This is a genomic window from Aporhodopirellula sallentina SM41, from assembly GCF_000346505.1.
Classification (GTDB): domain Bacteria; phylum Planctomycetota; class Planctomycetia; order Pirellulales; family Pirellulaceae; genus Rhodopirellula; species Rhodopirellula sallentina.
This window is the reverse complement of sequence record NZ_ANOH01000152.1, coordinates 24,636-48,968: the sequence shown is the minus strand read 5'-3', so window position 1 is coordinate 48,968 and position 24,333 is coordinate 24,636. Positions and strand designations below refer to the sequence as shown.

Below are 24,333 nucleotides of genomic sequence, written 5' to 3'. Positions count from 1 at the left end.
GGCAGAGCGAATGCCTCCGGAAAATGATCCTCTTCCCAAAGAACAGGTCGCGTTGATTCGCGCCTGGATTGACTCCGGGTTGCGACAAAATGCTGGGAGCAAGGTCGAGAAGAAGCAGGGCGTGGCGTTCACCCCGACGTCGATGACTGATTTCGACGACACGCCGCCGGCGATGCCCGAAGCCTTGTCGCCTTTGAAACCCGCGCGTACTCTTCGTGCGTTCCCCGTGATTGCGATGGCGTCGAGCCCGCGGGCACCTCTGTTGGCGGTCGGTTCGTATGAACGCGTTGAGTTTGTGAACACACAATCACAGGAAACCATTGGAGCGGTGGCGTTCCCCGAAGGCGAACCGCACGTGCTGCGTTTCAGCCGATCGGGGCGACTGTTGATGGTCGCCGGAGGGCGTCCCGTGCAGAATGGGGTCGCGGTGTTGTTTGACGTGAAAACCGGCGAGCGTTTGGCCAAGATGGGCGACGAGGCCGATGCGATTATTGCCGCGGATCTCTCGCCTGACGAACGACGTGTTGCGATCGGCGGTTCGGGCCGGATGATCAAAGTGTTTTCTACTGAGACCGGCGAGTTGCTTTATCGGTTGGTCAAACACACCGACTGGGTGACTGCGGTGGCGTTCAGCCCCGATGGAAAACATCTCGCAACAGCCGATCGTGTCGGTAACATTCATCTGTGGGACGCCGAAAACGGAGGCGTCATTCGCCCGTTGGCGGAACACAAGGCGTCGGTCACGGCGCTCGAGTGGCGATCGGATTCTCGTGTGTTGGCGTCCAGTGGCGAGGACGGATTGATCGTGTGGTGGGACGTGGCGAAAGGTTGGCCGCTGTATACGAAAGCGAAAGCACACCAACCGAAACGTCCGAGCGGCGTATATGGTGAAATCCCCAACGGAGTGCTGGACCTGCGGTTTGGTCCGAGCGGCGAGTTAGTCAGTTGCGGCCGAGATCAGAAAGTACGCGTGTGGTCGAGCGATGCAGAGGAAGTCAACGTCTTCACTCTCCCGAGCGATAGCGAGAACAACAACATCAAAAATCTTCCGCTACAATCGGTGTTGACCTTCAACGGTGCCACCGCGATCACAGGGGATTCAGCCGGTCGGCTTCATTCTCATGCGATCAAAACGAAATGATGTGGATGCCTCAGCGTCGAATTTGGATCTTGGCGGGAATCGCAATCGGTTTGGGGTTGGGGGCAACATGTGGGCATCATTCCGTGCGAGGGGACGACCCGCCGGCTCGGATAGATCACCTCGACATCATCGATTGCCACACGCACTTCTACGATCCGAGTCGGCCCGAAGGTGTGCCTTGGCCGCCGAAAGATTCTTCGCTGTACCGGACTGTGTTGCCTGGCCACTTTCGTGCGCTGAAGCAATATCGCCCTGTGTCCGGAACGGTGATTGTCGAGGCGAGTTCGCGTGTGGAAGACAATGCGTGGTTGTTGGGATTGGCCGCCGAAGATCCCTTCATCGTAGGAATCATTGGACGATTGCCGGTCGGATCAACCGAGTTCCCTAGGCAACTGAATCGATTTGCTGCGAACTCATTGTTTCGAGGCATCCGAATGCGAAGCAGCAGGCTCGATGAACTGCTGCGAGCAAGTCGAGAAGATGAAGCTGCCTTGAAGGACTTGCATCTGCTCGCTGACAAAGGGCTGACGCTCGATGTCAACGGAGGCTCGGGAACGCCGGCAGTGGTGGCGAAGGCCGCTGAGAAGATTCCTCGGTTGAGAATGGTGATCAACCACATCGGCAACGTGAAGGTCTCCTCCTCGTCACCACCGGAAGATTGGGCGGAAAGCATTCGTTCGGCGGCGAGGTACCCAAATGTCTTCTGCAAAATCTCAGCTTTGGTCGAAAACGCGGACCGAGAAAGCGGCGCAAAGGCACCCGACGATCTCGGCTTCTACCGGCCATACTTGGACGTCGTTTGGGATGCGTTTGGTGACGACAGAGTGATCTATGCCAGCAATTGGCCGGTTTCCGAACGAGCGGCTGACTACGAGTCTTTGCAGCGAATCGTCTTCGAGTACGCGGCCGAACGCGGGAAAGAAGCGACACGGAATTTTGCTTCGTTGAATTCCAAACGAGCCTACCAATGGGTGGAACGCACCGGTCGACGTGAGTCGATTCAAGGCGAATAGACAACGATTTTGCTGGCGAAACTCACATTTCTGCAGGCGGCCGCTGAGTTTCGGGTGTTGCCAAAGGCCATTCGGGTTGCTCACGTATCTACTGCGCCGCGGAACTCATGGTGCGATCGAGGGTTAGAGTGGTAGCTTGTCGGTCCCGGTGGGAGTGGCGACACTGAGTTGGAGCCGATCCTCCGCCGATGGCCAGTCCGCCGATGGCCAGTCCGCCGGTCGGACCGCATTGGACGCCGATGTACGCCGAGATTGGGGCGATGTGCGCCGCGATTGGTTCGCGGAACCCTGTGGGAGAGACGGCCCGTTTGAATGATGGCCCGTATAGAAGATGGCCCGTACAAGAGATGGCCCGTACAAGAGATGGATCGAACGCCGTTATGAATAGTGCCGAGACGCCGGACGAGGCTGAATCGCCCGTTCAGGTTTTGCTGGAGAAAGCCCGCGACGAAGGCGCCGAGTCGCTCGGTGAATTGTTGCAGTTGTACCGCAACTACTTGACCGTCTTAGCGACCACCCAATTGGACGGTCGACTGCGACGGCGGATGAATCCGTCGGATTTGGTGCAGGAAACGATGCTGGGGGCTCACCGTGATTTTGAGGCTTTTCGTGGCGGGACCGAACAGGAGTTCTTGGCCTGGTTGCGGCAGATCTTGGTGAATTGCCTTCGGACGGCGATCGACGTGCACTTCAATGCTCAGAAGCGAGACATGCGTCGTGAGATATCGATCGAGCACGTCAGCCAAACGCTCGACAACAGTGCCGCTAACTTCGCGAACATGTTGGCGGATCGCGGGCCGTCGCCGAGTGAACCGATGCGTCGCCGAGAGCGTGCGGTGGAGTTGGCTGATCAGCTCGCGAAACTCCGACCGCAATACCGAGACGTGATCGTGCTTCGAAACTTGCAAGGTTTATCTTTTGATGAGATCGCAGATCGCCTCGATCGAAAACCTGGATCGGTGCGGATGTTGTGGTTGCGAGCAATGGACAAATTCAAAGCCTCTTTTGAGGCCAATACGTGAGCGGTATCGAATCGTCGTCGTTTTCTGATTTCAGCATCGAGTCGGAAACCACCCGGAAGCTGACTTACCATCAGAAGCTACGGCTCACGGCGTTGCTCGATCAGTATTTGATCGCTTTAGAAAAAGGCGTGCCGCCGTCGGTGGAGCAGCTCGCGGCGGACGATCGCGAACTCATCGAACCGCTGCGTTCCTACATTACCGGGTTGGAGGATCTGCATCACATTGCGGCCGGGTTCGTTCCGCAGGATGACGTTGCGGAAGGGGACACGGATAGTGAGTCGGCGGAATCGTCCGAGAAGTTGCTCGGTGATTTTCGTTTGCTCGAGGAGATCGGTCGCGGGGGAATGGGGGTCGTCTATCGCGCAAAGCAATTGTCGCTCGATCGGATCGTTGCGATTAAATTGTTGCCCTTTGCCGCGGTGTTGGACTCGCGACAGATCGCACGTTTCAACAACGAAGCGCATGCTGCGGCTCAGCTTCATCACCCGAACATCGTGCCTGTGTACACGGTCGGTTCGGTGCGGGGTGTGCATTACTACGCGATGCAGTTTATCGACGGGCAGTCTTTTGATGAGGTGATTGCGAAGCAAATTGAGGAGGGCGAAAAACCGTCGATTGAGTCCGTGGTTTCTATCGGAATCCAGATTGCCGAGGCGCTCGATACGGCGCATCAATTTGGCGTGATTCATCGTGATATCAAACCTTCCAATGTGATGATCGATCGCAATGGAAAAGTGTGGGTCACTGACTTTGGTTTGGCCCGTTGTCAAACCGAAGCGACACTGACCAAAACGGGTGACGTCGTCGGGACGATGCGGTACATGAGTCCGGAGCAGGCTCGCGGCGATTCCGCGATTGTCGACGGGCGAACGGATGTGTATTCCCTCGGTGCCACTCTGTATGAAATGTTGTGTTTGCAACCGGCGTTTGACGGAGGGGATGCTCCCGCGGTTCTGCGGCATATTGACGAACGCAACGCACCTCATCTGCGTTCGATTCGTCCGGATGTGCCGGCCGATTTGGAGACCGTGGTCGCCAAAGCGATGGCGAAGTCGCGGGACGGGCGTTACGACACTGCGGCGGATCTAGCGAGCGACTTGCGGCGAGTCATCGCGGGAGAACCGACCCTCGCCCGTCCTCCAACGCTGTTCGACCGCGTGACTCACTGGGCGGCCCGTCATCGTGCAATCGTGACTGCCACGGCAGGGCTCGTGCTTGTTGCGTTGTTAGGGCTGTCGATCAGCATCGCGATGATCACGGCGGCGAAACGGGAATCCGACGAGAACGCGGACCGGTTGGCAAAAAGCGAGATGGCGTCGCGGGCCCAGGTTGATCGGTTAGGGGCCCAAGTGGCCGAGAAGCTTGCCGATGTTCCTGGCGCGGAGTCGGTTCGACGTCAGTTGTTGCAAGAAACGCTTGCATACTATCAAGACTTTGCCGCCCGAGCGGATGACGATCCCAAGTTGATGCACGATCTCGCAGTCACCTATGGAAAGATCGGTTCGATCCAGAGCGAAGTGGGGGCGGTCGAGGAAGCAATTGAGTCTCTCGAAATGTCGCGAGAGTTGTTCGCAAAGAGAGCCGACGCGCAACCGTTTGACGCGAACCGATTGCAGGAGTTGGCGACAGGAGAAAACAACTTGGCGTTGGCGTTAGATCAAGCCGGCCAGTATGAGTCGGCGTTCCGTTGGTACCGATCGGCGATTGCTCGACAGGAGGATTTAGTCCGAGAGCGGCCGGGTGATGCAGATGCGAAAGCGGGCTTGGCGTTGTCGCTCAATAACCTTGGATTGCTGCTGAGCAAGACCGGCAATTTCGATGATGCGGAGGATGCCTACCAACGCAGTATCGAGTTGTCCGAATCGATCGCAGATGCGAAGCGAACCGGAGATGTCGCGCAGCAATTGGCGTCGACTTATCAGAACCTCTCTGGTTTATTGGCGAATCGTGATCCGGGACGCGCCGTCGAGTATGCTCGCACCGCGCTTCGAAATCAAATGGATGAACTCAATGCCCAGTCGGGTAATCCAAAAACGGCGAGCCGCGTGGCGTTGACGTTGAATAGTCTCGGCGCGGCGCAAGTGGCGGCCGGCGACGTGGACTCGGCAATCCATTCGTATCAGCAAGCGATCGATCTTCAGTCGCAGTTAATCGAACGTTGGCCAAACCAACTTAACTATCAACGCGATATCGCGGTGACTCATAACAACTATGGTTTAGCGCTCGCAGCGCACAAAAGATATGAGGAAGCGCGGGAGGCGTTTGATCAATCGCTGGCGCACCAGATTCCTCTTGCCGAGCTGTTCGTCAACGACGCTGATCTGCAGAGCACGCTCGGTGGCGTCTACAACAACCGAGGGTTTGCTCAGGAGAGACTCGACGAAATTGATGACGCGATCGAATCCTATCGCATGGCGGTCAAGCATCAAACACGTGCTTATCAATCGACACCGGAGGTTCCCCAGTACCGAGAGTATCTCAGCAAACATTACTTCAACTACGCTAGGTTGCTTCGATCGGTCGGCCGCGACGCCGAAGCGTTCGATACCGCGAAACGCCGGCGTGAGTTGTGGAAAGGGGACGGCGAACGGCTCGCGGGAGTAGCCGAAGAGGTCCGCGTGATGGCCGAGAAAACGCAACACGAACAAACGACAGTCAATGGTTTGGCAACCAATGAGCAAACACCAATCAGTGGTTTGGCAACCAAGGAGCGTTGCGATTTTTGCCGAGAGACGATGCAAATGGCCGTGGATGCGGGCTACGATCCTCCAGAAGACATGCTCGATCGTCCAGTTTATCAATCCGTCGAAGTTCCGATTCGTCTGGACTGAAATTCCTGGTTTAAACTATGATGAACGGACGTCCGTCGCGGAGAATGCCACAGCATGCGTTGACGGAAATTTGGTTGACTGAAATTTTGAAGTCTACTTTGAAAAAACAAACGCAACGTTACCGAAAAACGTCGAATCGTGAACGCACTTTGCGTCTCGAGCAACTCGAGTCACGCGCGTTGCTGTCAGCCGATTTTGCTGCGTTGGCGGATGTCTCGCCAAGTGCGAGCGCTGAGAGGTTCGACGGCCTGCGAGTTTCCGCGGATCGACCGATGGACGTGAGCGCTCCCGAGAGGATGCCAAATGCCGCGGCAGATCACGACGCCATGCTTCAGGTCGCGGATAAGATCGCGGGTGCAGTCGGAGAACGTGCCCGCGAGAGAGACAACAACGGAGGGCTCCTCACGCCATGGATCGTCCGACCGGAACAGGTGACGGGCCCGGCGATTGAACGTCCGCTAATGGCGGTGTCGAAGGAAGTTGCCATCGATGCATGGGAAGTCACGCGTCATGAGCATCTGAACAACGGTAACGTCGACAAAGAGGATTTCGCGCGAGACTTTTACGATCGATTGGTTCACGAGCGAACGCAGATCTTTCAGCGAGAGAAGCCCGAACGTGATCAAGATGTCGAACGTGATATCAAGATCGAACTCATTCCAATACGAACGGAACAGCCACCGGCGATTTGGGTTGTCGTTGTCAACGATCCGCAGCGAGATGCCGGTCAACGCGATCCGGGCGTTCGAGATGTGGTTCGGGCTGACGTTCTCAACAGCGGACGCGGTGGTGAATACGGCGACGATCTCGACGTCACGATGGATGAGAGCGACCTCGATGGCGTGATCAGCACGATCGCCAATGACGAAGGTCGAACATCCGGCACGGTGTCGGTCGTCGATTTTCCGTCGGATTACAGTCCCGCGTTCAAGGTTGGTTTGTCGGTTCTCGACGACGCTCAAGATACGAAGGACCAGCTTGACTTCGCGTTGGAGGGTGAAGGCGGTTTGATCGAGATTGATTCGTCAGAACACGCGAACCGATCATCGGAAAAATCTGCCGACGATGAAGATGACGCATGGAAGATCGAAAGTGAAACGATCGATCGCATTTCTGCGAATGCACGTGCAGAACATTCGGCGGTTCCATCGGATGGCTCGACTGACCGTGCGAGTGAAAATGCCGCAGATCGATTGGCTCTCGATGCATCGGGTGACGGCGGGCTCATTGCGATTGGGCATGTGGTCTTACCACGTGCGTTGCAATTGCCTTTGGGCGAAGCAGTCGAGGTCCAACTCGATCCGAGTATGGGTCACTTCCGCAGCTTTCAATTGGCTGCCGTCCCGGGACACGATGTTCGTGCCGTCCATCGTGACCGCGCGTTGACGATGGGAGTCGAGATGCGCACGGTGGGCGAAGATGGGGACACGGCGGTCGGTCCTGTTAGCCTGGCTCCTGTCGCGTACGCCGGAATGCTGTTCGTCAGTGGCGTTGTGTTGACGGTCGAACTACGTGGTCGTAAGTCAGCAACGACCGAGGATTCGGAAGAGCCGCAGTTGTCATAGTCGGTTTCGCGGCGTTTTGTTTACGAGTGCGGCGGACCTCCTATGAAAAGGGCTCCGCCGCGGGTCGTGCGATTTCGCTTCGTGATTGGCTATTCAGCTTTGCTGAAGCTCTTTGGCACCGCGTCGGTATTCTGCGGGTGACTTCCCGTTCCATCGTTTGAATGCGTTGCTGAACGATGAGGGCGATTCGTAGCCAACCAGGGTTGCGATGTTTGCAATTTCGATCGTGCTCTCTCTCAGCAGTTCGCACGCATTTTGCATACGAATCTCGGTCAGGTACTGCAGCGGCGGGGTTCCGACGAGGTTACGGAACCGTTCGGAGAATGCTGACTTGGATACCTTGGCGAGTTTCGCCATTTTCGGAACCGTCCATGGATCACCGAGCGACTCGACGAGCACTTTGAGGACGGGGCCGACGGTGGCATCCGTCAATGCATGCATCAGATGCTTGTCACCATTTCCGTTGGTGCCCTCGGAGCCGTTGGTAAGTTCAACCGAAAGAGTCTTGATGAAGATGATTTCGGCAAGTTTTCGGACGGTTAGTTGCCAACCGTGTTCGGCTTCGCGTTTGGCCGTCGACAGAACATCCAAGATCGGGATGCAGGAGCGTAGCGATGAATCGGCCCGATGGTTCAGGTGAACATACTTGGGCAAACCGATCGAAAGCGGGTTCTGCTTCAGTTCATTCAGAGAGAACTGTGCGTAGAGAATGGCGGTGGATTCAGGTCCTGTTGGGATGTGCCACGTCGGGTCGTCGACTCGCTCGGCAACCGGTTCGGCTGAGCAGTCGAGTGTGTGTACCATTCGGTGCGGTGTGCCCCACGGCGTGATCAAATGATCGCCCGCCATCATTCGAATCGGCTCGGCGCCGGGAGTTTCAGGGACGAACCATCCACTGCCTTGTTGGAAAACGTACATGCTGACGACGTTTTCTGGGACCTGCACGCCCCAATTGGCGGGGAATGTCCATTCGACCGCCTTCCACTGTGGCAGATAAAGCTTCTCGAGCAGTTCGGCGATGGGGTCAGGTTGAAACAAATTCACGGTGCGACGGGGGCTCACGGTCGGCTGTGTCGGAGGGTGGGCAACCGATTGCATCGTGCCCAATGGCAGAGCTGAGGCTTCTATGCTGATCACGTGATATACCTTCTAGATCGACGGAGACTCGAGGAACAAAGTGCTTTGGTGAGCGAAGCACGAGGCTCTGTGCTCAAGCAATTCATTTGGCTGGTAAGGGTGAGGTTGCGACCACGATTGGTTCGATCACCTCGTTGGGAATTGTTTCCCGCCCGACCGCGCGAAAAGGACGACGAGAAATCTGCCGAATTCAGCGCCGCGACGTTACAACACCGGATCGAGCCAAAGGTTCTGATCGAGTTTGTCTCGGCCGGTATTCGTAAAGGACGCTTTGCCTGAATTCCCCGCCACGTTCCGTAGTGACGGAGCGCACGGGAACTCGGAAAATCCCTCGCATGAATAGAAGAGGAGGATGCCGGTACCGAATTGTCACACTTGCGAAAAGAAAAAATGACGACCGTGTGGCGTTACCTGCGACGTTGAACGGTGTTTTATGTCGACAGTCCGCTTGTCTCCCTTAGAACAGATTCGATTGCGATGAAGACTTACTCATTTTGCCGCCGATTTGGTCTGCGTGCCGCTGCCGCTATTTTGTTGCTCGCGTCAATGTCGGTGGTCGTGCAAGCTCAGCCAAGAGGTTTCGACCGAGAGTTTGGCGATTCAGGCAGGTTGATTGAAACGGAAGAGGGGTTTCTGTTCGTGGACGGTGTCTATGTGCCATCACCGTACAAAATCGAGTTTGAGGAAGATCTTTTCCGGATCAACGGTCAAGAGTATTCCGCGAGTTCCTACGATCTGACGCGATACGTCAATCGCGGCGGAGGGATGCGTGGCCGTCGTCCACGAGGCATGGGCTTTCGTGGAGGTGAGCGTTTCCGCGGAGAGCGATCGCAGGACGTGACCGAGTACAACCCGCTGTCGGGACTCGCTCGAGAGATGGCGTACCTCAACCACGGTGCGATCGTTATCCTCAAATCCGACATGCCGCCCATGTTGGTCTGGCCGGGGCAGCATGGATATGAGCTACTTCAAACGCTCGTTGCGACCGCAGATGGCCCTATCGAAGATGTCGAAGTTCCTCGTGCGGTGACGACGGTGGAAGACCAGCAATTGTGGACGGACCTGGTTGTCGGTTTTGACGCAACGGAACCGTTTTTGGCGCGAGCGGGAACGTTGATCAACGAGATGAACTCGATCGAAACGACCGCCGAACGGCAGCATGCGGCACAGCGGTTGAGTGAACAGATTGGTTACCCGTTGACTGTGTTTGCGTTGGTGCTTGTCGTTGTTGCCGTTGGGCATTTGTTGACATACGCGCAAGCGACCAATTTGCAGATCGATGATCCGAAAATGCGGGAGACGATCAAAAAATCGACCGTGATATCCCTGGTTATCGTGGGACTGATGTCAGCGGTGGATTTGGTGTGGACTTTGGTGGCTCATCAAACCGGTACGATGCGAGAGATGAATCCGTTGGGGAGTCGGTTGATCTCGGATCCGCTGCAGTTGATCACGTTTAAAGTGCTGATCACTTCATTGTCGATTGGGCTGTTGTTTTGGCTGCGTGAGCTTCCGTTTGCACGACGAGCAACGTGGTGGTGTTGTTTGGTTTTGACGTTATTGACCGCGCGATGGGTGACGTTTCATTCGCTGTTTGTTTAACGGTATCGAATGCCAATGTCGGCCGATTCGAGGTTGAGTGAATTTGGCGAAAGTTTGAATTTTATCTGAAATTCCGTGACGTTGAGTTGGTTTTGTCTTCCTATGGAACTAGGAACAAACGCAGTGTTCCACTGCAAAACCAACCCGTCATGGAGGATTTAGAATGTTAGTGCTTTCCCGAAAAATTGGTGACAAGATCTTGATCGGTGATGACATCAAGATCGTTGTTACCAAAATCTCTCTCAACCGAGTTCGCATCGCAGTGGACGCGCCGGTTAACGTCGTGATCAAGCGAGAAGAGTTGTGTCAGGAAATCTCAGAGTGTTTCACAACCAAGGTCGGAGAGATCCGATCCGTTGTGTCGAACGATCCCGTCTCGGTCGCTTCGGTGACGACCTAAGAAGTAGTGTCGGTTTCGTTCTTTGCCGGGAGAGCAGTCAATAAAACATTGGCCCTGATATCTCGGCGTGTCTCGCAACGAACCTCATGCGGCTGAAGAGTCTACCGTCCGGCTCTAAGGCCTGGATGCGGTGAAGCGTTGCTTGAAGTAGGTTTGAGGATGGGCAAGGAAGTGGGGATCCTGAAGTGCAGAATCGACGTATTCAGGGCGGATCGGGCCGATGAAGTTCTCGTCAAACCGATGAGGCCGTGAATGGACCGGGGGCATGACCGGTGAAGCAATCGCTGCAGGTGCGATAGGTGCGATCGCTGATCGATGGGGGGCCGGTGCGACTTTGTTAAAGGTCACTTCCTCTTCGTTTAAGCGAACTTCTTGGAGTTCGATTTTCGGCGAAGCACTCGATGCGAAATCGGGTGGTGACGGCAGGTGGATGTCGATCAGGTCGCCTTCTGTATTCTCAATCGGTTCAACCGAAAAGACGAAGGCGGTGACGATCCCTGTTTCGGTGTCGATGTTGCTAAGAACTGCGGCTTGGTCACCCCAAGCATCGCCAGCCTGGATGTCCTGTTTTTCGAGCTGGATGGCACTGGGGTCATACTGGAATCGGATCTCTGCGGCCCGCAGATCGGTGACCTGGTCAACAGAAACGGTGGCAATGGTTTCGGGGACTGTTGAGATGTTGTCGTCAGCAGGATCCGCCGCGAGCGGACCGTAGGTGTTTGAAGGGGCATTGGAGCCCGAGGTGGCGCTCAGGTTCGGAGCCGTGTCGAGGCTCGAAGCAGTGCTAAGGCTCGCAGGCGACTGCGATGTGGGAGTTATCGTATGACTGATCGATACGATTGGCGGCGCCGGGACCGTGGTGGGTGAGATCGCCGCGGGGGCAAACGGGATGGCGGTCGCCGTGGTGAGACCCGTCATGAGTTTTCGGCTCTCCAACCGTTCGGCATTAAGCTTGCGCCGCGTTCTGGCCATCCTGGCACCTATTGAACATTACCCGTGATATTCGACACATTGCAGTGGCAATGCACGCCCTTCGCAGGGCCTCTTTGGATTAGTCAACCCGATGATTCAGTGTCAACGTCAGTCAGTGGTCGCAGGCTAGGAACAAAAGCGCACTGAAGCATCGCGAAACTCCATGCGGAGTGCACGCGGGATCGAGTGGAATCAATAGCTAGCAAATTAGAACAGGTTGTTCGAAAAAACTTCGTCCTTGGCGGCCGTTTCTTCGTCGTCTTCATCAGCTACCGTGGCCGGGCCGGTGAAGGTGGAATCGGATGCCTCCAATACTGCATCGCTCGGTGGGGTGGCGGTTGAATCATCCTGTGGCAAGGGTTCACCCGCGGCGGCAACGATTGGCTCTGTCGCGAGTGCGACTGCTGCGATTGGCTCACCGGCAGCGGCCGAGTCATCGTTGGAAGAGGTGTCGTCGGTGGGCGTGGTGTCGGCCACACTCGATTCCGTGGTCGCGGTTGTCTGCGACGCGGCGGCGTTTGCCTCGGAGTTGGCATCCGTATTAATTTGGGCGATCGTTTGGTTCCAAGCGGTGGAGCCAACCGGGAGTGTGGGGGTGGTCAGGAGGCGGGTGTAAATGAACTGAGGAAGTAGGCCGAGTTCTTGGAAGTTTTGGTTTTCCAAAGAACTGTCTTCCGTGAGCGTGACGGTCAGTTCGTTTGAGCCGCCGTCGAGGTATGCCGACGGTTGGGACTCTTCGATTCGATAGGTACCCGGTGCGAGTTGCGTGAACTGATAGCTGCCGTCCGCTGCGGTTGTTGTTTGTTGTTCGGATCCGGTGGCCGTGTTTACGAGCGTAATCGTGACTCCTGGAATCGCTTCGCCCACGCCGATTGCGTCATCGTTGTCTGCATCGGCGTAGACAAAACCAGAGATAGTGTCGGTGCCAACGGCGTCGCCGGTGATGGTGAGCAACCCGTCCGTCGAATCAGTGCCGGCGACCGGGGTTGGGTCGACAGCGATCTGTCCTTCATTGAGAGTGACGAGCGAAAGATCGAGAACGGTCGTGCTGTCGACGGACGCATCATCGGCCACTTCGAACGGCAATTCGACAAGGCTTCCTGAGATGCCGGTCAGTTCACTTGACGCCGATACAAAGATGACTATTGTTCCTGCCGCATCGTCCACGTTGGCGGTGATCTGGGCGTCGGTGTTGGTTCCCCAAACGCTGCCCAATGAAATCGCGTCGGGATCAATATCGAGCACGGAGGTGTCGTAGCTGAGCCGGATTTCTGCCGCGCGCACGCCTGCCGCTGTGTCGATGTTCACCGGTGCGGAAACGATCGCAGAGGGGGCGGCCGATAGATCATCCGGAATGTCGACCGCAGCAAGGAGCCGTCTTTCTTCGAAGGATTGAAAGGAGAGTCGTCGGGAATGAATTCGTTGCATCGGTGTGGGTCTTTGTTGAGATCGACGGGGTGCAAACTATGCTCATCAAAACTTGATGGATCGTTCACTTTCCTAGGAAGGAATACCTCGCAGGGATGTCACACTCAACAATAATTCCCTGCGGATTGTCTCGAAAAAATTTCTGAAAAAAAGTCAAAAGCCTTGTGACGAAATGGACCAAGACTCCGTCTTAGTCGCAGGGGGTGGCTCACCGAGCCGTTTGGATGTCACAAGGGACCATTTGACATTGACCTCATTGGCATGGATTGCCCCAACAACATTTCCTCCGGTTTGATCCGGATAAGGTCCAAGGTATATGAACCCAACTGTACAGAGTTTGTTTTCGCGTTTGACTGCCAAGAGAAAACGTTCTAATCGTGCCACCCATCGTTCTACTGCATCGAAAGACCGACAACTGCGACTCGAATCGCTGGAGTCGCGAAGAGTATTAGCCGCGACGATTGCTTCATTCACGCCAACTCCTTCGGGGTTCACCGCCGAACTGAGTGAACAGATCAGCACTCAGGAACTCAGCCTCTATGACAATGAAGCTGGGGATGCCGGTGCGGCAGACGTGACGTTGCAGGGGGCGACGACCGGCAGTGTGAGTGGATCGCTCGTCGTAAACGGCACTTCCGTAACTTTCGTTGCAACCGGTGGTCCCCTCGCGGCAGACACTTACACCGTCACGCTCCGCAGTGCTGACGATGCGTTTAAGGATTTGGATGACGGGGAACTGCTCGACGGCGACGACGACGGGACTGCCGGTGGTAACTACGTGACGACGTTTGTCGTAACCAATGACTCGTCGTTAGTTGTGGGAATGCCTGATCTGGTTCGCGGGCCGACTCAATCCGCACAAGGCCCAGCGTCCGGCAGTGGAGCTGAATTGCCGGCTGGACTGCCTATCCAGTTGAGCGACGCCGATGGAGTGACTTCGGTAACGCTGACGATTGAATATGACCCCACCTTGCTGGACGTGTCGGCGGTACAACTCGGCGAAGATGCCCCGACGGGGAGCCAGGTCGAGGCCAATTTGGATACGCCAGGGTTGATCACCGTGTCGTTCTTTAGTCTCGACGCCATGGAATCGGGACAAGCCGACATCATCAACATCATCGCCACGGTGCCTGAAGACGCTGCGTACGGTTCCGTTCAAACGTTGCAAATCGGTTCGGTCGAGGTCAACGCAGGCGCCATGTCGGCGACATCCGACGATGCGATTCAGGTGGTCGCATTTGCCGGAGACGTCAACGCCAACCGGCGTTATGACGCGGAGGACGCTCGTTTGGTGGCTCGTGTCGGTGTGGACCTCGATAGTGGATTTGTCGTTACCGATTCGTCCACCACTTCGGAGGCGGTGGTACCGTTCGCGGCAATCGACCCGGTGTTGCTCGGTGACGTTACCGGTGTCGACGGGATCAGCCCGCTCGATGCGAGCGATTTGTTGCGACGAGTGGTCGATTTGTCGACGCCAAACATTCCGCCCCTTCCTGATGCTCAAGCCCCGATCGATCTGGCTTTGTCGTCCTACATTGTGGAAGAGAACCTCGCGGTGGGAAGCACTGTGGGCACATTCACGACGACGGACCCCGATGCCAATGACACGCACACGTATGCGTTGGTGGCAGGCACGGGAGATGACGGCAACAGTGCCTTCAGCATTTCGGGCAACTCGTTGGTGACCGCAGAGGTTTTTGACGCGTCTGTTCAAGACAGCTACACAATCCGGGTTCAAACGACGGACTCCACCGGACGAACTCTCGAGCGAGTGTTCACGATATCGGTTACGGCTCTCAATCTTGCTCCGACAACGATCGCTCTTAGTAATTCTTCGGTGGCCGAGAACGCCGCCGCCGATACGACGGTCGGCACGCTCTCGACCACGGACCCCAATACGGGAGACACGTTTACGTATAGCATTGTCTCAGTCGATGGCAGCACCACTGATACTACATTCGGTATATCAGGCGACTCGCTGGTCGCGACGCAAACGCTCGACTTCGAAACCAAAGACAGCTATTCGGTCACGGTCCGCAGCACCGATCAAGGAGGGTTGTCGGTCGACGAGACGTTCAGTATCTCGGTCCTCGATGCGAATGATGATCCGACCGCGATCACGTTGAGTGATAACACGCTCGCAGATGATGCGGTCGCCGGTTCTGTGGTCGGAACGTTGACGACGACCGACGTGGATACGGGAGACTCGTTCACGTATTCATTGGTCAGTGGCGACGGGGATGACGACAATGCGTCGTTCTCGATCGTTGGTGACCAGTTGCAAGCGGCGACGACGATCGACTTCAGTTCGCAATCGAGCTACAGCGTTCGTGTGCGGACGACTGATTCCGACGGCGGCATTTTTGAGCAGTCGTTCTCGATCGTTCAAAGCAACGAGGGGCCGACGGCGATCGCGTTGAGTGATTCAACGATTGCTGAGAACGGAACCGACGGAAATGTCGTCGGTGCGTTCACCACGACGGATCCCACGTCCGGTGATACGTTCACCTATACGCTCGTTTCTGGGGACGGTGATGACGACAACGCGAGCTTTGTGATCTCGGGAAATGAACTGCAGACGGTGGCTGCTCTCGACGCGGAAACGCAGGGCAGTTTGACCGTTCGCGTACGGAGTACCGACTCATCGGGTGAGTTCATTGAAGAAAGTTTCGTGATCACCGTTTCGAGTGTCAACGAAGCACCTACCGCGATATCGCTCTCGGGAACGAACATCGCGAATGGACAGCCGAGCGGTACGTTTGTCGGCACGCTCTCGACAGACGATCCGGATGTTGGCGACACCATCACGTATTCGTTTGTCTCTGGAGACGGCGACACCGACAACGCTTCGTTCACGATTTCGGGCAACGAGTTAGTTTCAGCGTTCGTTGCCGACCAGCAGACTCAGTCGAGCTATTCGATTCGTGTGCTCGCGCAAGATTCACAAGGTCTCTCGACCCAGCAGACGTTCACGATCAACATCTCCGAAACGAATGTCGGTCCAACCGCTGTCTCGCTGAGTAATTCGACGGTCGCTGAGAATGCGGATGCGGCGACCGTTGTTGGCGCGTTCAGCACGACCGATGCGAATGCGTCGGATACGTTCACGTACACCTTGGTCAGCGGCACGGGGGATACGGATAACGCGTTGTTTGCGATTGACGGCGACAGCTTGGTCACCGGGGCGTCGTTTGATTTTGAGTCGCAGGCGTCGTATTCGATACGAGTGCAGTCGAGTGATCCATTCGGATTGGTTGTCGAAGATACCTTTACGATCACCGTGACGGATGTGAACGACGCTCCGACGGCGATCGCGATTGATAACAGCAGCGTCGCAGAGAACTCGGCCACCGGGACGGTCGTTGGAGGGCTAACGACGACCGATGATGATGCATCGGACACGTTTGCCTACGCATTGGTCAGTGGTGAGGGGGATACAGACAATAGCCTGTTCGCTATCGACGGCAGCAATCTCGTTACCGGCGCTTCGTTCGATTTCGAAAGCCAATCGTCTTACTCCGTCCGAGTGCAAAGCACAGATAGCGGTGGAGCCTCGGTCGAGCAAGTCATTACGGTCGCGATCGTCGATGTAAACGAAACGCCGACTGCCATTGCGGTCGACAACCTGACCGTTGTTGATGATTCAGCCAGCGGGACAATTGTCGGCGGATTGAGCACGACCGATCCAGATGCCTCGGACTCGTTCACCTATTCGTTGGTTGCCGGTGAAGGGGATACCGACAACGGATCGTTCGCAATTGATGGAAACAATTTGGTCACCGCAGCGGTGCTCGATTCGGGAACGCAATCGTCCTACAGCGTGCGGGTGCGTAGTACCGATGCGGGTGGCGAGTTTGTTGAGCAAGTATTCACCGTCACTGTTTCGGATGGCAATTCCGTACCGACTGCGATCGCGATCGATAGCACTTCGGTCGACGAGAATGCTGCCGCAGGAACTACCGTGGGCACGCTGAGCACGACCGATTCCGATGTCTCCGATACGTTCACTTATTCGCTCGTCAGCGGAGACGGTGACGCGGACAATACGTTGTTTGCGATCGATGGTAGCAACCTTACCACTGCATCTGTTTTGAACTTCGAAACGCAGGATACGTATTCGGTACGTGTTCGCAGCACCGATGGAGACGGTGCGTTTGTTGAGCAAACGTTCTCGATCTCTGTGAATGATCTGAATGACGCCCCGACGGAACTGCAACTCGATAATGCGACCATCAATGAGGACGCGGCTGTCGAGACGGTTGTTGGCGGTTTCCACACGACGGATGAAGACGCGGGCGATACGTTCACGTATGCGTTGGTAAGTGGAGAGGGCGATGCGGACAATGCCTCGTTTGAGATTGACAACGCCAACCTCGTCACTGCCACGACGTTCGACATCAATACCCAGGCGTCTTATTCGGTTCGTGTTCAATCGACCGACGATAGCGGTGCGACGATCGAACAGGTATTCGTGGTTACTGTAACAGCAGGGAATCAAGCTCCGACGACGATTACGCTCGACAACGCCAGTGTTGCTGAAAACGCCGCGGTCGATACCATCGTCGGCGTACTGGGTACCACCGACGCAGACGCATCGGATACGTTTACGTATACCCTCGTCAGCGGTGATGGTGATACCGACAACGCATCGTTCTCAATCGACGGGAACAATCTGGTAACCGCTGCCGCATTTGATTTCGAAACTCAGTCGTCGTATTCAGTCCGCATCCGCAGCACGGATTCGGGTGATGCGTTTGTTGAACAGTCGTTCGTTATTTCGGTGACAGACATTAATGACGTACCCGTCGCAGTGGTTCTCGATAACGCAACGGTTTCCGAAACCGCGACGGTTGGAGCCGTGGTGGGAGGCCTCACTACGACGGACGAGGATTCCGGAGACAGTTTTACCTATTCCTTGGTGAGCGGTGATGGAGACACCGACAACGCCTCGTTCGCAATCGACGGCGATAATTTGATTACCGCGACTACGTTTGACATTGATACACAGTCGACGTATTCGGTCCGAATTCAGAGTTCTGATTTGGGGGGCGCCGTTGTTGAGCAGGTCTTCACAATCACCGTCACGGATACCAACGTCGCTCCGACGGCGATCACCTTAGATGACAACACCATCGAAGAGGATGCTGTGATCGGTGCCGTGATCGGTGGTTTGACGACGACCGACGGCAATGCGTCGGACACGTTTACTTACTCGCTCGTCAGTGGAGAGGGTGACACCGACAATGCGTCGTTCGCGATCGTTGGCAGCAACGTGGTCACTGCCGCGTCGCTGGATTTTGAGACCCAGTCGACACATTCGATTCGCGTCCGGACGACGGACTCCGGTGGAGAAATTTTTGAGCAACCGATCACGATCAGCGTGATCGATGTCAACGAAGCTCCAACGTCGATCATGCTCGCTTTCCCTGCGATCGCTAGCGGTGAGCCTTCCGGAACGCTCGTCGGTATTCTCGATGCAGTCGATCCTGACGCGGGAGATACCTTCACCTACTCGTTCGCGTCCGGTGACGGTGACCTCGACAACGATAAGTTCACGCTTGACGAAGGGGAATTGCGAACCGCCGAAGCAGTCGACCAGTCGATTCAGGCTCTGTACTCGATTCGCGTTCGGGTGGAGGATTCGGAAGGTTTGTTCTTTGAAGACTCCGCGGATCTGATCGTTACCGAGGCGAATGTCGCCCCGACGTCAATCGAATTGGACAATGATTCTGTCAGTGACGGTTCGCCCGCGGGCACTGTTGTCGGCTCGCTAACGGCGATCGATACGAACTTGTTTGACGAGCATGTCTTCACACTCGTTTCGGGTGATGGCGATACTGACAACGCGTCGTTCACCATTGTTGACGGCCAGTTGCAAACGAACTTTGTTGCTGATGAGTCCACTCAGTCGCAGTACAGCATTCGAGTGCTCGCGGAAGATCGATACGGTCTGACGGTTGAGCAGACGTTGACGATCAACGTGACGGTGTTGTAAGCCCATCAATTTCGGAACGTCTATGTTCGCGGTTCAGTCCGTGAACTTAGACGGATGCCGAGATGGCGGATCACGTTAGACGATTTTTTGGACGGTTCGTTAGTACTGGAACGCAGCACCGATGCTCAGCCCATGGGCGATGTAGCTGCTGGTTTCCAAAGAGTAGTCTGGTCGACCGACCGCCGCCGCGTCCTCGGGAGGATACTGAGAAACGGTGCGATCGATCGCATCGTCAACTCGCACCGCGTCCGACCAATACAACATGCTGTAGCCAATGGTGAACTGCATGTCATGACGAATTTGTGTCGTGAGATTAAATCCGATCTCTGGCAATGCCATGAAGGTCGACTCGTCATAGTCGCCAATGTTGGTTGATTGTGCGAGCAAACCGCCCTCGAAAGTCGACGTGCCACCGCCAGGAACTGTATTGGTTGTTTGGCCGCGGATCGTGGTTTCGGCTCGATTGACACCGAGGCCGACTTTGACGTAGCTGTCCCACGTCGTTGCCGCGGCTCGTTGTTGGTAGTGAAGACCGATTTGCGCGCCGTGGAAATGGTTTTCGGCTTGGAAGTCATCAAATAGGTCGACGGTTGTGCCCGCAATGATGGCACCCTGTGCGGCGGTGTACTCCGATGACTGCTCGATCCGGAGCATCTCCTCGAGGTTGCCATAGCGATACCCGAGGAGAAGATCGAGACGTTGATTGCCGCGTGCCGAAAGTAGCTGTCGACGATTGACGTCGAAGGATGCCAACTGGTTGCGAACGTTGATGTTGAGGTTGCCGCTGAGAAAATCGGGATGCGAAACCAACATCGCCGATTCGCCACCGACCCCGGTATCGATAACGGGACGGGCGAGTAGCGAAGCGGCACTGCGGAACGTTTCCTCGTCTTGGAAGATGCCCATACCGCTCATCTCAAAACCGTTTCCCTGTCGATCGCCGTTCCAACCGAGAGTGATGCGGAGACCGGATCGCATGGAATCCAGTTCGGTACTGTTTCCGAATAAGACGCTCGTGCCGTTTTGGTTAAGAATCCCCGTGTCTTCGGGGGCTGTGCCGGCCGGACTCGTCGTCGCCAGCGGCGGCAGGTCGATTCCGTCGAGTGACCAGAGCAGGTACTCCGCACGCAGCCAATACCCGCACATAACCGAACGGTGATTGCAGCTGTCGCAGGACCCACAGTCGCACGCGAAATCACTTGGGGTGTGTGGTCCCGCTTCGTAGATGATCTCTTCTCCGAACGTTTCACCGCCCGGCAGTGTTTCAGTAAATTGTGGTTCAGCGAATAGCAGTTCTGACTCGCCGTCATCGTAGGAGACACCCGAGATCGTCGAATCCGATTCAAGATCGGTTGAGTCAGAATCGATCGATTTTCCGTCGATTGATAGAGGTTGCCACGTCATCTTTTGGGTCGACTGAGAGGCCACCGCCCGAGGGCTGTCCTGGTCCGCCTGTTGCGCAGCGGAGTCGCTGCTCGACACGGTCAAGCAGGCGAACGCTAGCAATAGGCATCTGAATTTGTTCATGAAATCAAAGCGTTCTGTTGCGCTTTTGGGGCCGAATTAGTTTGCTGTTTCACCGGCTAGGGTGATCTCGAATCGACAGACAAACGCACGCCCACCTTGATCCCAGCGGCATGTGAAAATTTGTCTATCGCGGTGAGCACGCTTTCCCACGAACGCTCTTTTGAGAATCGTGGTTCTTACATGCTTTACACTCGAAGCCGAGTCGCCAACAAGATTGGCTCTGCAAATTCGGTGAATTCGCAAGAAGATTACTCGATCGGTCGGCGAATCGTTTACCGGTATGTGGATAGTGTGAATCCCACCGAGGCTCGCGCGGACAATTCACAAACCCGTCGAAGGTTTCATTACCCGATCGGCGTACGCCGTTGTTTCCATGGAAAAGACTGGTGCAAGGTGCCGAGGCGATGACCGTCAAGTCTGATTCAGCCAGCGAATTTCGCGACACATCATCCTGCAGTGAACAGATTGCAATCAATTTGGCTTGGTTGGTGAAAGTCAGTTTCACGATTGGTTTCACTCTGCATGGTGACGGCGTTAGAATTGGATGCAGGGATGAATGAAGACCGGTCTGAACGCTTGCCATACACGGTTCATGCGTGAACAACCAATGAGGTCGGGTTGCTGTCTTTTGCTGAGCGAATTCAACTCACCGAACAGGTGTGTTATCTCGACAACGTGAGCGTCCCGTCGTTGTGATCAGGCCTGGGCAACTCGCAACTCCAACAAAGAGCCAAACGAATGAGCATGGGATCGAAGATAAACCGCAGCATGATGACCGCGACGTTTCTTTCTGTATTTGCGGTGTTCGCTTTGGTCGCGCATTCACAGCGACCGGGGCAACGCGGTGGTATGCGAACGGTCGACGATCCTTTCATCGGAATCCGAACTTCTGAGGGGAAACAGGATGGACTGTTCGCAATCGAATCAACCGGGGTTTCTACCGCACCGGTTCGTGTCGCCGCAGAAGCGTTTCTCGCGGGATTGACCCCGTCGCAGCGCGAACGCACGGTCTTTCCCGTTGACGATTCGGAATGGCGAAAGTGGGACAACCGCCACCGCCCGGTTCGGCAGGGAGTGGGCTTCGACGAAATGACGGACGAGCAACGCAAACTCGCGTTCGAGTTGTTTCGTCAAAGTCTGAGTGCCAAGGGTCTGAAGAAGACTCGCGACATCATGAAACTCAACGGCACGCTCGCTGAACTGGCGAACAATTTTGACGAGTATGGCGAGTGGCTGTACTGGGTCACGGTCATGGGAACACCTTCGCCCACGCAGCCATGGGGATGGCAACTCGATGGTCATCACGTCGTGATCAATTACTTTGTGCTCGGCGATCAGGTCGTCATGAGCCCGGTGTTCATGGGGTCCGAACCGGTGGAGGCCAAACAAGGAAAGTTTCAGGGAACCATTGTCATGCAAGACGAGCAAGACAAAGGACTCGCGTTGATGACGATGCTAGACGAACGTCAGCGATCCAAAGCGATCTTGATGAATCGGAAGGACGGAAATAACAACCTGACCGAGGCATACAAAGACAATGTCGTGTTGGACTACGCCGGGATCAAGGCGTCGGAGTTCACGAAAAACAGCAGGAAGCCTTGTTGGATCTGATTGCGGAATACGTCGGAAACATGCGTGCCCCTCACGCCAAAGTGCGGATGTCTGAAGTCGAGGATCATCTCGATGAGACCTATTTTGCGTGGATCGGTGGCATGACCGAGGAAAGTGTTTATTACTACCGCATCCACAGTCCCGTGATTCTGATCGAGTTCGATCATCAACGTCGCGTCGCCCCCTTCCATACGGCAGAGCCGACGCGAGACCATATTCACACGGTTGTTCGTACTCCCAACGGCAATGACTACGGCAAAGACCTATTACGTCAGCACTACCACACGCATTCGCACGAGTAACGCAGTCCCACCCGGGCTGTTAATCTGGTCGAGTTTGATAGCGGCGGAGGGCAGCACTAGCCCGACGCGCAACGGGCTGTTGATTTATTCTTTTAACGGGCAGCCAAACGCGACCTACTTGCCAGTGCATTCGCCCACGGCTACCGGTTAAACGCAATACCGTTCAATGAAGCACCGGGTTGTGGCGTTTTCGTTTAACCGGTAGCCGTAGGCGACGTTTGACGGAACACAACCTACCCTTCGGGCACGGGTTAAACGAAAATTGAACGGTATTGCCGTTAAACGAAAACAGGTTGACTCTTGATTAAATCGACAAACCGGCAAGCGAGTGGAGCCGCTGAATCCCTTGCTTGCGGTGCGGGCTAGAAAATCAATAGCCCGCACCGCCCGTGGATCGCGCAGCAGACCGGACCGAGCGTGGAGAAGTTCCGACGAACCGTTATTCTCGCTACGTTCAACGTCAGAATGTCGCCGCGTTAACCCGAGAGTTCGCTGATGAATCATTTTGGTCTGGTGTGTCCAGCAACGACGGGGCATCTCAATACGATGCTGCCATTGGCGCAAGAGCTCCGGCGGCGTGGGCATGACGTCACAATGTTTAGCAAGGTCGACGCGCAGGAAGCGACGCTGAAGGCTGGAATCAGTTTTCGTGTGATCGGGGAATCGGAGTTTCCAAAGGGCAGCATGGTCGATTCCCTGGCGCGACTCGGGCAACTCAAAGGTCGGGCCGGTTTATCGTATACGGTTGACCTGTTTAATAAGAACGCACGTGTGTTTCTGCGAGACGCACCCGGTGAGTTGCGACGAAGCCAAGTCGATGCTCTGATCGTTGACCAGGCGACACCGGAGGCCGGTTCGGTCGCAGAGTATCTCAACATTCCCTTCGTCAATCTTTGCAGCGCGGTTGTGTTGAATCGGGCCGATACAGTTCCGACCCCGTTCGCGCCGTGGGACTACAATCCGTCGATCTTGGGGCGGGTGAGGAATCGTATCGGGTACGCGGTCTCAAAGCGGCTCTTAAGACCGGTCCTGAAGACAATCGACGACCAGCGAAAACAATGGAGTTTGCCACCTCATCGAGCCGCTAATGATCGCTTTTCCACGTTGGCGCAGATCAGCCAACAACCGGTTGAGTTTGAGTTTCCTCGCGCCGATTTGCCCAGTTGGTTTCACTTTACCGGGCCGTTTCATAGTCATGCTGGGCGACCCGTGGTGGATTTCCCGTACGAGCGTCTCACTGACCAATCTCTCGTCTATGCCAGTTTAGGGACGATTCACGGAAACGGAGCCCATCTGTTTTCAATCATTGCGAGAGCTTGCATGGGGTTGGATGTTCAGCTCGTGATTTCATTGGGTGGTTCGTCTGTCTTTGAAAGCATCGGCAAGCTTCCCGGAGACCCGATCGTGGTTCGCTATGCTCCGCAGTTGGAGCTTCTAAAGAAAACCGCGTTGATGATCACTCATGGCGGTATGAATACCACGCTCGAGTGTTTGAACAATGCAGTGCCGATGGTCGCGATCCCAATGGCCAACGATCAGCCGGGCATCGGAGCACGTGTGAAGTGGACCGGGTGTGGTGAATCGTTGCCGGCGAAGAACGTGAATGTTGCCAAGTTGCGAACGGCGATCGAGAAGGTACTGGGCTGCCAATCGTATCGAAGAAACGCGAAACGACTGCAGGCAGCGATCGCACGGTCCGGTGGAGTCACACGTACCGCAGACATTGTCGAGAAGGCCGCGACGACCCGCCAACCCGTGTTGGCGTGATAGGCCATTCGATGCGGCGT

13 protein-coding genes and 1 pseudogene are annotated in these 24,333 nt (G+C 55.7%); 10 read left to right on the top strand and 4 right to left on the bottom strand.

Features of this window, described 5'->3' with window-relative positions; translation table 11 throughout:
• From RSSM_RS10015 to RSSM_RS09995, 5 genes are all read left to right on the top strand, one after another.
• Positions 1–1,141: WD40 repeat domain-containing protein (locus RSSM_RS10015; protein ID WP_044302103.1), on the top strand; the 1,141-nt coding region annotated here is incomplete at its 5' end.
• A 5-nt stretch (positions 1,142–1,146) separates the two neighbouring features.
• Complete coding sequence (locus RSSM_RS10010) at positions 1,147–2,154, top strand: amidohydrolase family protein (protein ID WP_236621056.1); 1,008 nt, start codon at positions 1,147–1,149, stop codon at positions 2,152–2,154.
• Between the two features lie 380 nt (positions 2,155–2,534).
• Positions 2,535–3,176, top strand: a complete 642-nt coding sequence (locus tag RSSM_RS10005; protein WP_008677467.1) for a sigma-70 family RNA polymerase sigma factor — start codon at positions 2,535–2,537, stop codon at positions 3,174–3,176.
• The gene (locus RSSM_RS10000; protein WP_008677465.1) at positions 3,173–6,007 is read left to right on the top strand and encodes a serine/threonine-protein kinase; all 2,835 of its coding nucleotides are present in this window, start codon (positions 3,173–3,175) and stop codon (positions 6,005–6,007) included. The genes RSSM_RS10005 and RSSM_RS10000 overlap by 4 nt, the downstream gene beginning before the upstream one ends.
• Positions 6,008–6,105: 98 nt before the next feature.
• Positions 6,106–7,572 carry a hypothetical protein gene (locus RSSM_RS09995; RefSeq protein ID WP_144059700.1) on the top strand — a complete coding sequence of 489 codons (1,467 nt, stop codon included), beginning with the start codon at positions 6,106–6,108 and terminating at the stop codon, positions 7,570–7,572.
• A 93-nt stretch (positions 7,573–7,665) separates the two neighbouring features.
• Here RSSM_RS09995 and RSSM_RS09990 read toward each other — a convergent pair whose 3' ends face one another.
• Positions 7,666–8,616 (bottom strand): AraC family transcriptional regulator, encoded by a 951-nt coding sequence (locus RSSM_RS09990; RefSeq protein WP_236621055.1) that lies wholly within the window; start codon positions 8,614–8,616, stop codon positions 7,666–7,668.
• Between the two features lie 570 nt (positions 8,617–9,186).
• Here RSSM_RS09990 and RSSM_RS09985 point away from each other — a divergent pair.
• Positions 9,187–10,311 carry a DUF5658 family protein gene (locus RSSM_RS09985; protein ID WP_008677459.1) on the top strand — a complete coding sequence of 375 codons (1,125 nt, stop codon included), beginning with the start codon at positions 9,187–9,189 and terminating at the stop codon, positions 10,309–10,311.
• Positions 10,312–10,474: 163 nt separating this feature from the next.
• The gene (locus RSSM_RS09980; protein WP_044302089.1) at positions 10,475–10,711 is read left to right on the top strand and encodes a carbon storage regulator; all 237 of its coding nucleotides are present in this window, start codon (positions 10,475–10,477) and stop codon (positions 10,709–10,711) included.
• Between the two features lie 114 nt (positions 10,712–10,825).
• On the opposite strand, the gene RSSM_RS09975 is transcribed toward RSSM_RS09980, so the two are convergent.
• Entirely contained in the window at positions 10,826–11,629 is an 804-nt protein-coding gene (locus tag RSSM_RS09975; RefSeq protein ID WP_008677452.1) for a cohesin domain-containing protein, read from the bottom strand.
• Between the two features lie 261 nt (positions 11,630–11,890).
• The gene (locus RSSM_RS09970; protein ID WP_008677450.1) at positions 11,891–13,111 is read right to left on the bottom strand and encodes a cohesin domain-containing protein; all 1,221 of its coding nucleotides are present in this window, start codon (positions 13,109–13,111) and stop codon (positions 11,891–11,893) included.
• 316 nt (positions 13,112–13,427) lie between these two features.
• Here RSSM_RS09970 and RSSM_RS09965 point away from each other — a divergent pair, with 316 nt between their 5' ends.
• Positions 13,428–19,106: a cadherin domain-containing protein gene (locus tag RSSM_RS09965; RefSeq protein WP_008677448.1), complete on the top strand. Its 5,679-nt coding sequence runs from the start codon at positions 13,428–13,430 to the stop codon at positions 19,104–19,106.
• A 99-nt stretch (positions 19,107–19,205) separates the two neighbouring features.
• Here RSSM_RS09965 and RSSM_RS09960 read toward each other — a convergent pair whose 3' ends face one another.
• Entirely contained in the window at positions 19,206–20,633 is a 1,428-nt protein-coding gene (locus RSSM_RS09960; protein ID WP_236621054.1) for a BBP7 family outer membrane beta-barrel protein, read from the bottom strand.
• 738 nt (positions 20,634–21,371) lie between these two features.
• Between RSSM_RS09960 and RSSM_RS09950 the strand changes: the two are divergent.
• A pseudogene (locus RSSM_RS09950) lies at positions 21,372–22,546 on the top strand (DUF3500 domain-containing protein).
• A 495-nt stretch (positions 22,547–23,041) separates the two neighbouring features.
• On the top strand, positions 23,042–24,313 hold the full coding sequence (locus RSSM_RS09945) for a glycosyltransferase (RefSeq protein WP_044302087.1): 1,272 nt from the start codon (positions 23,042–23,044) through the stop codon (positions 24,311–24,313).
• The last annotated feature ends 20 nt before the right edge of the window (positions 24,314–24,333 follow it).

Coding starts and splice junctions, on each gene's coding strand:
- RSSM_RS10010 (WP_236621056.1), top strand. CDS start 1,147: ATGCCTCAGCGTCGAATTTGGATCTTGGCGGGAATCGCAATCGGTTTG.
- RSSM_RS10005 (WP_008677467.1), top strand. CDS start 2,535: ATGAATAGTGCCGAGACGCCGGACGAGGCTGAATCGCCCGTTCAGGTT.
- RSSM_RS09985 (WP_008677459.1), top strand. CDS start 9,187: ATGAAGACTTACTCATTTTGCCGCCGATTTGGTCTGCGTGCCGCTGCC.
- RSSM_RS09980 (WP_044302089.1), top strand. CDS start 10,475: ATGTTAGTGCTTTCCCGAAAAATTGGTGACAAGATCTTGATCGGTGAT.
- RSSM_RS09975 (WP_008677452.1), bottom strand. CDS start 11,629: ATGACGGGTCTCACCACGGCGACCGCCATCCCGTTTGCCCCCGCGGCG.
- RSSM_RS09970 (WP_008677450.1), bottom strand. CDS start 13,111: ATGCAACGAATTCATTCCCGACGACTCTCCTTTCAATCCTTCGAAGAA.
- RSSM_RS09965 (WP_008677448.1), top strand. CDS start 13,428: ATGAACCCAACTGTACAGAGTTTGTTTTCGCGTTTGACTGCCAAGAGA.
- RSSM_RS09960 (WP_236621054.1), bottom strand. CDS start 20,633: ATGAACAAATTCAGATGCCTATTGCTAGCGTTCGCCTGCTTGACCGTG.
- RSSM_RS09945 (WP_044302087.1), top strand. CDS start 23,042: ATGAATCATTTTGGTCTGGTGTGTCCAGCAACGACGGGGCATCTCAAT.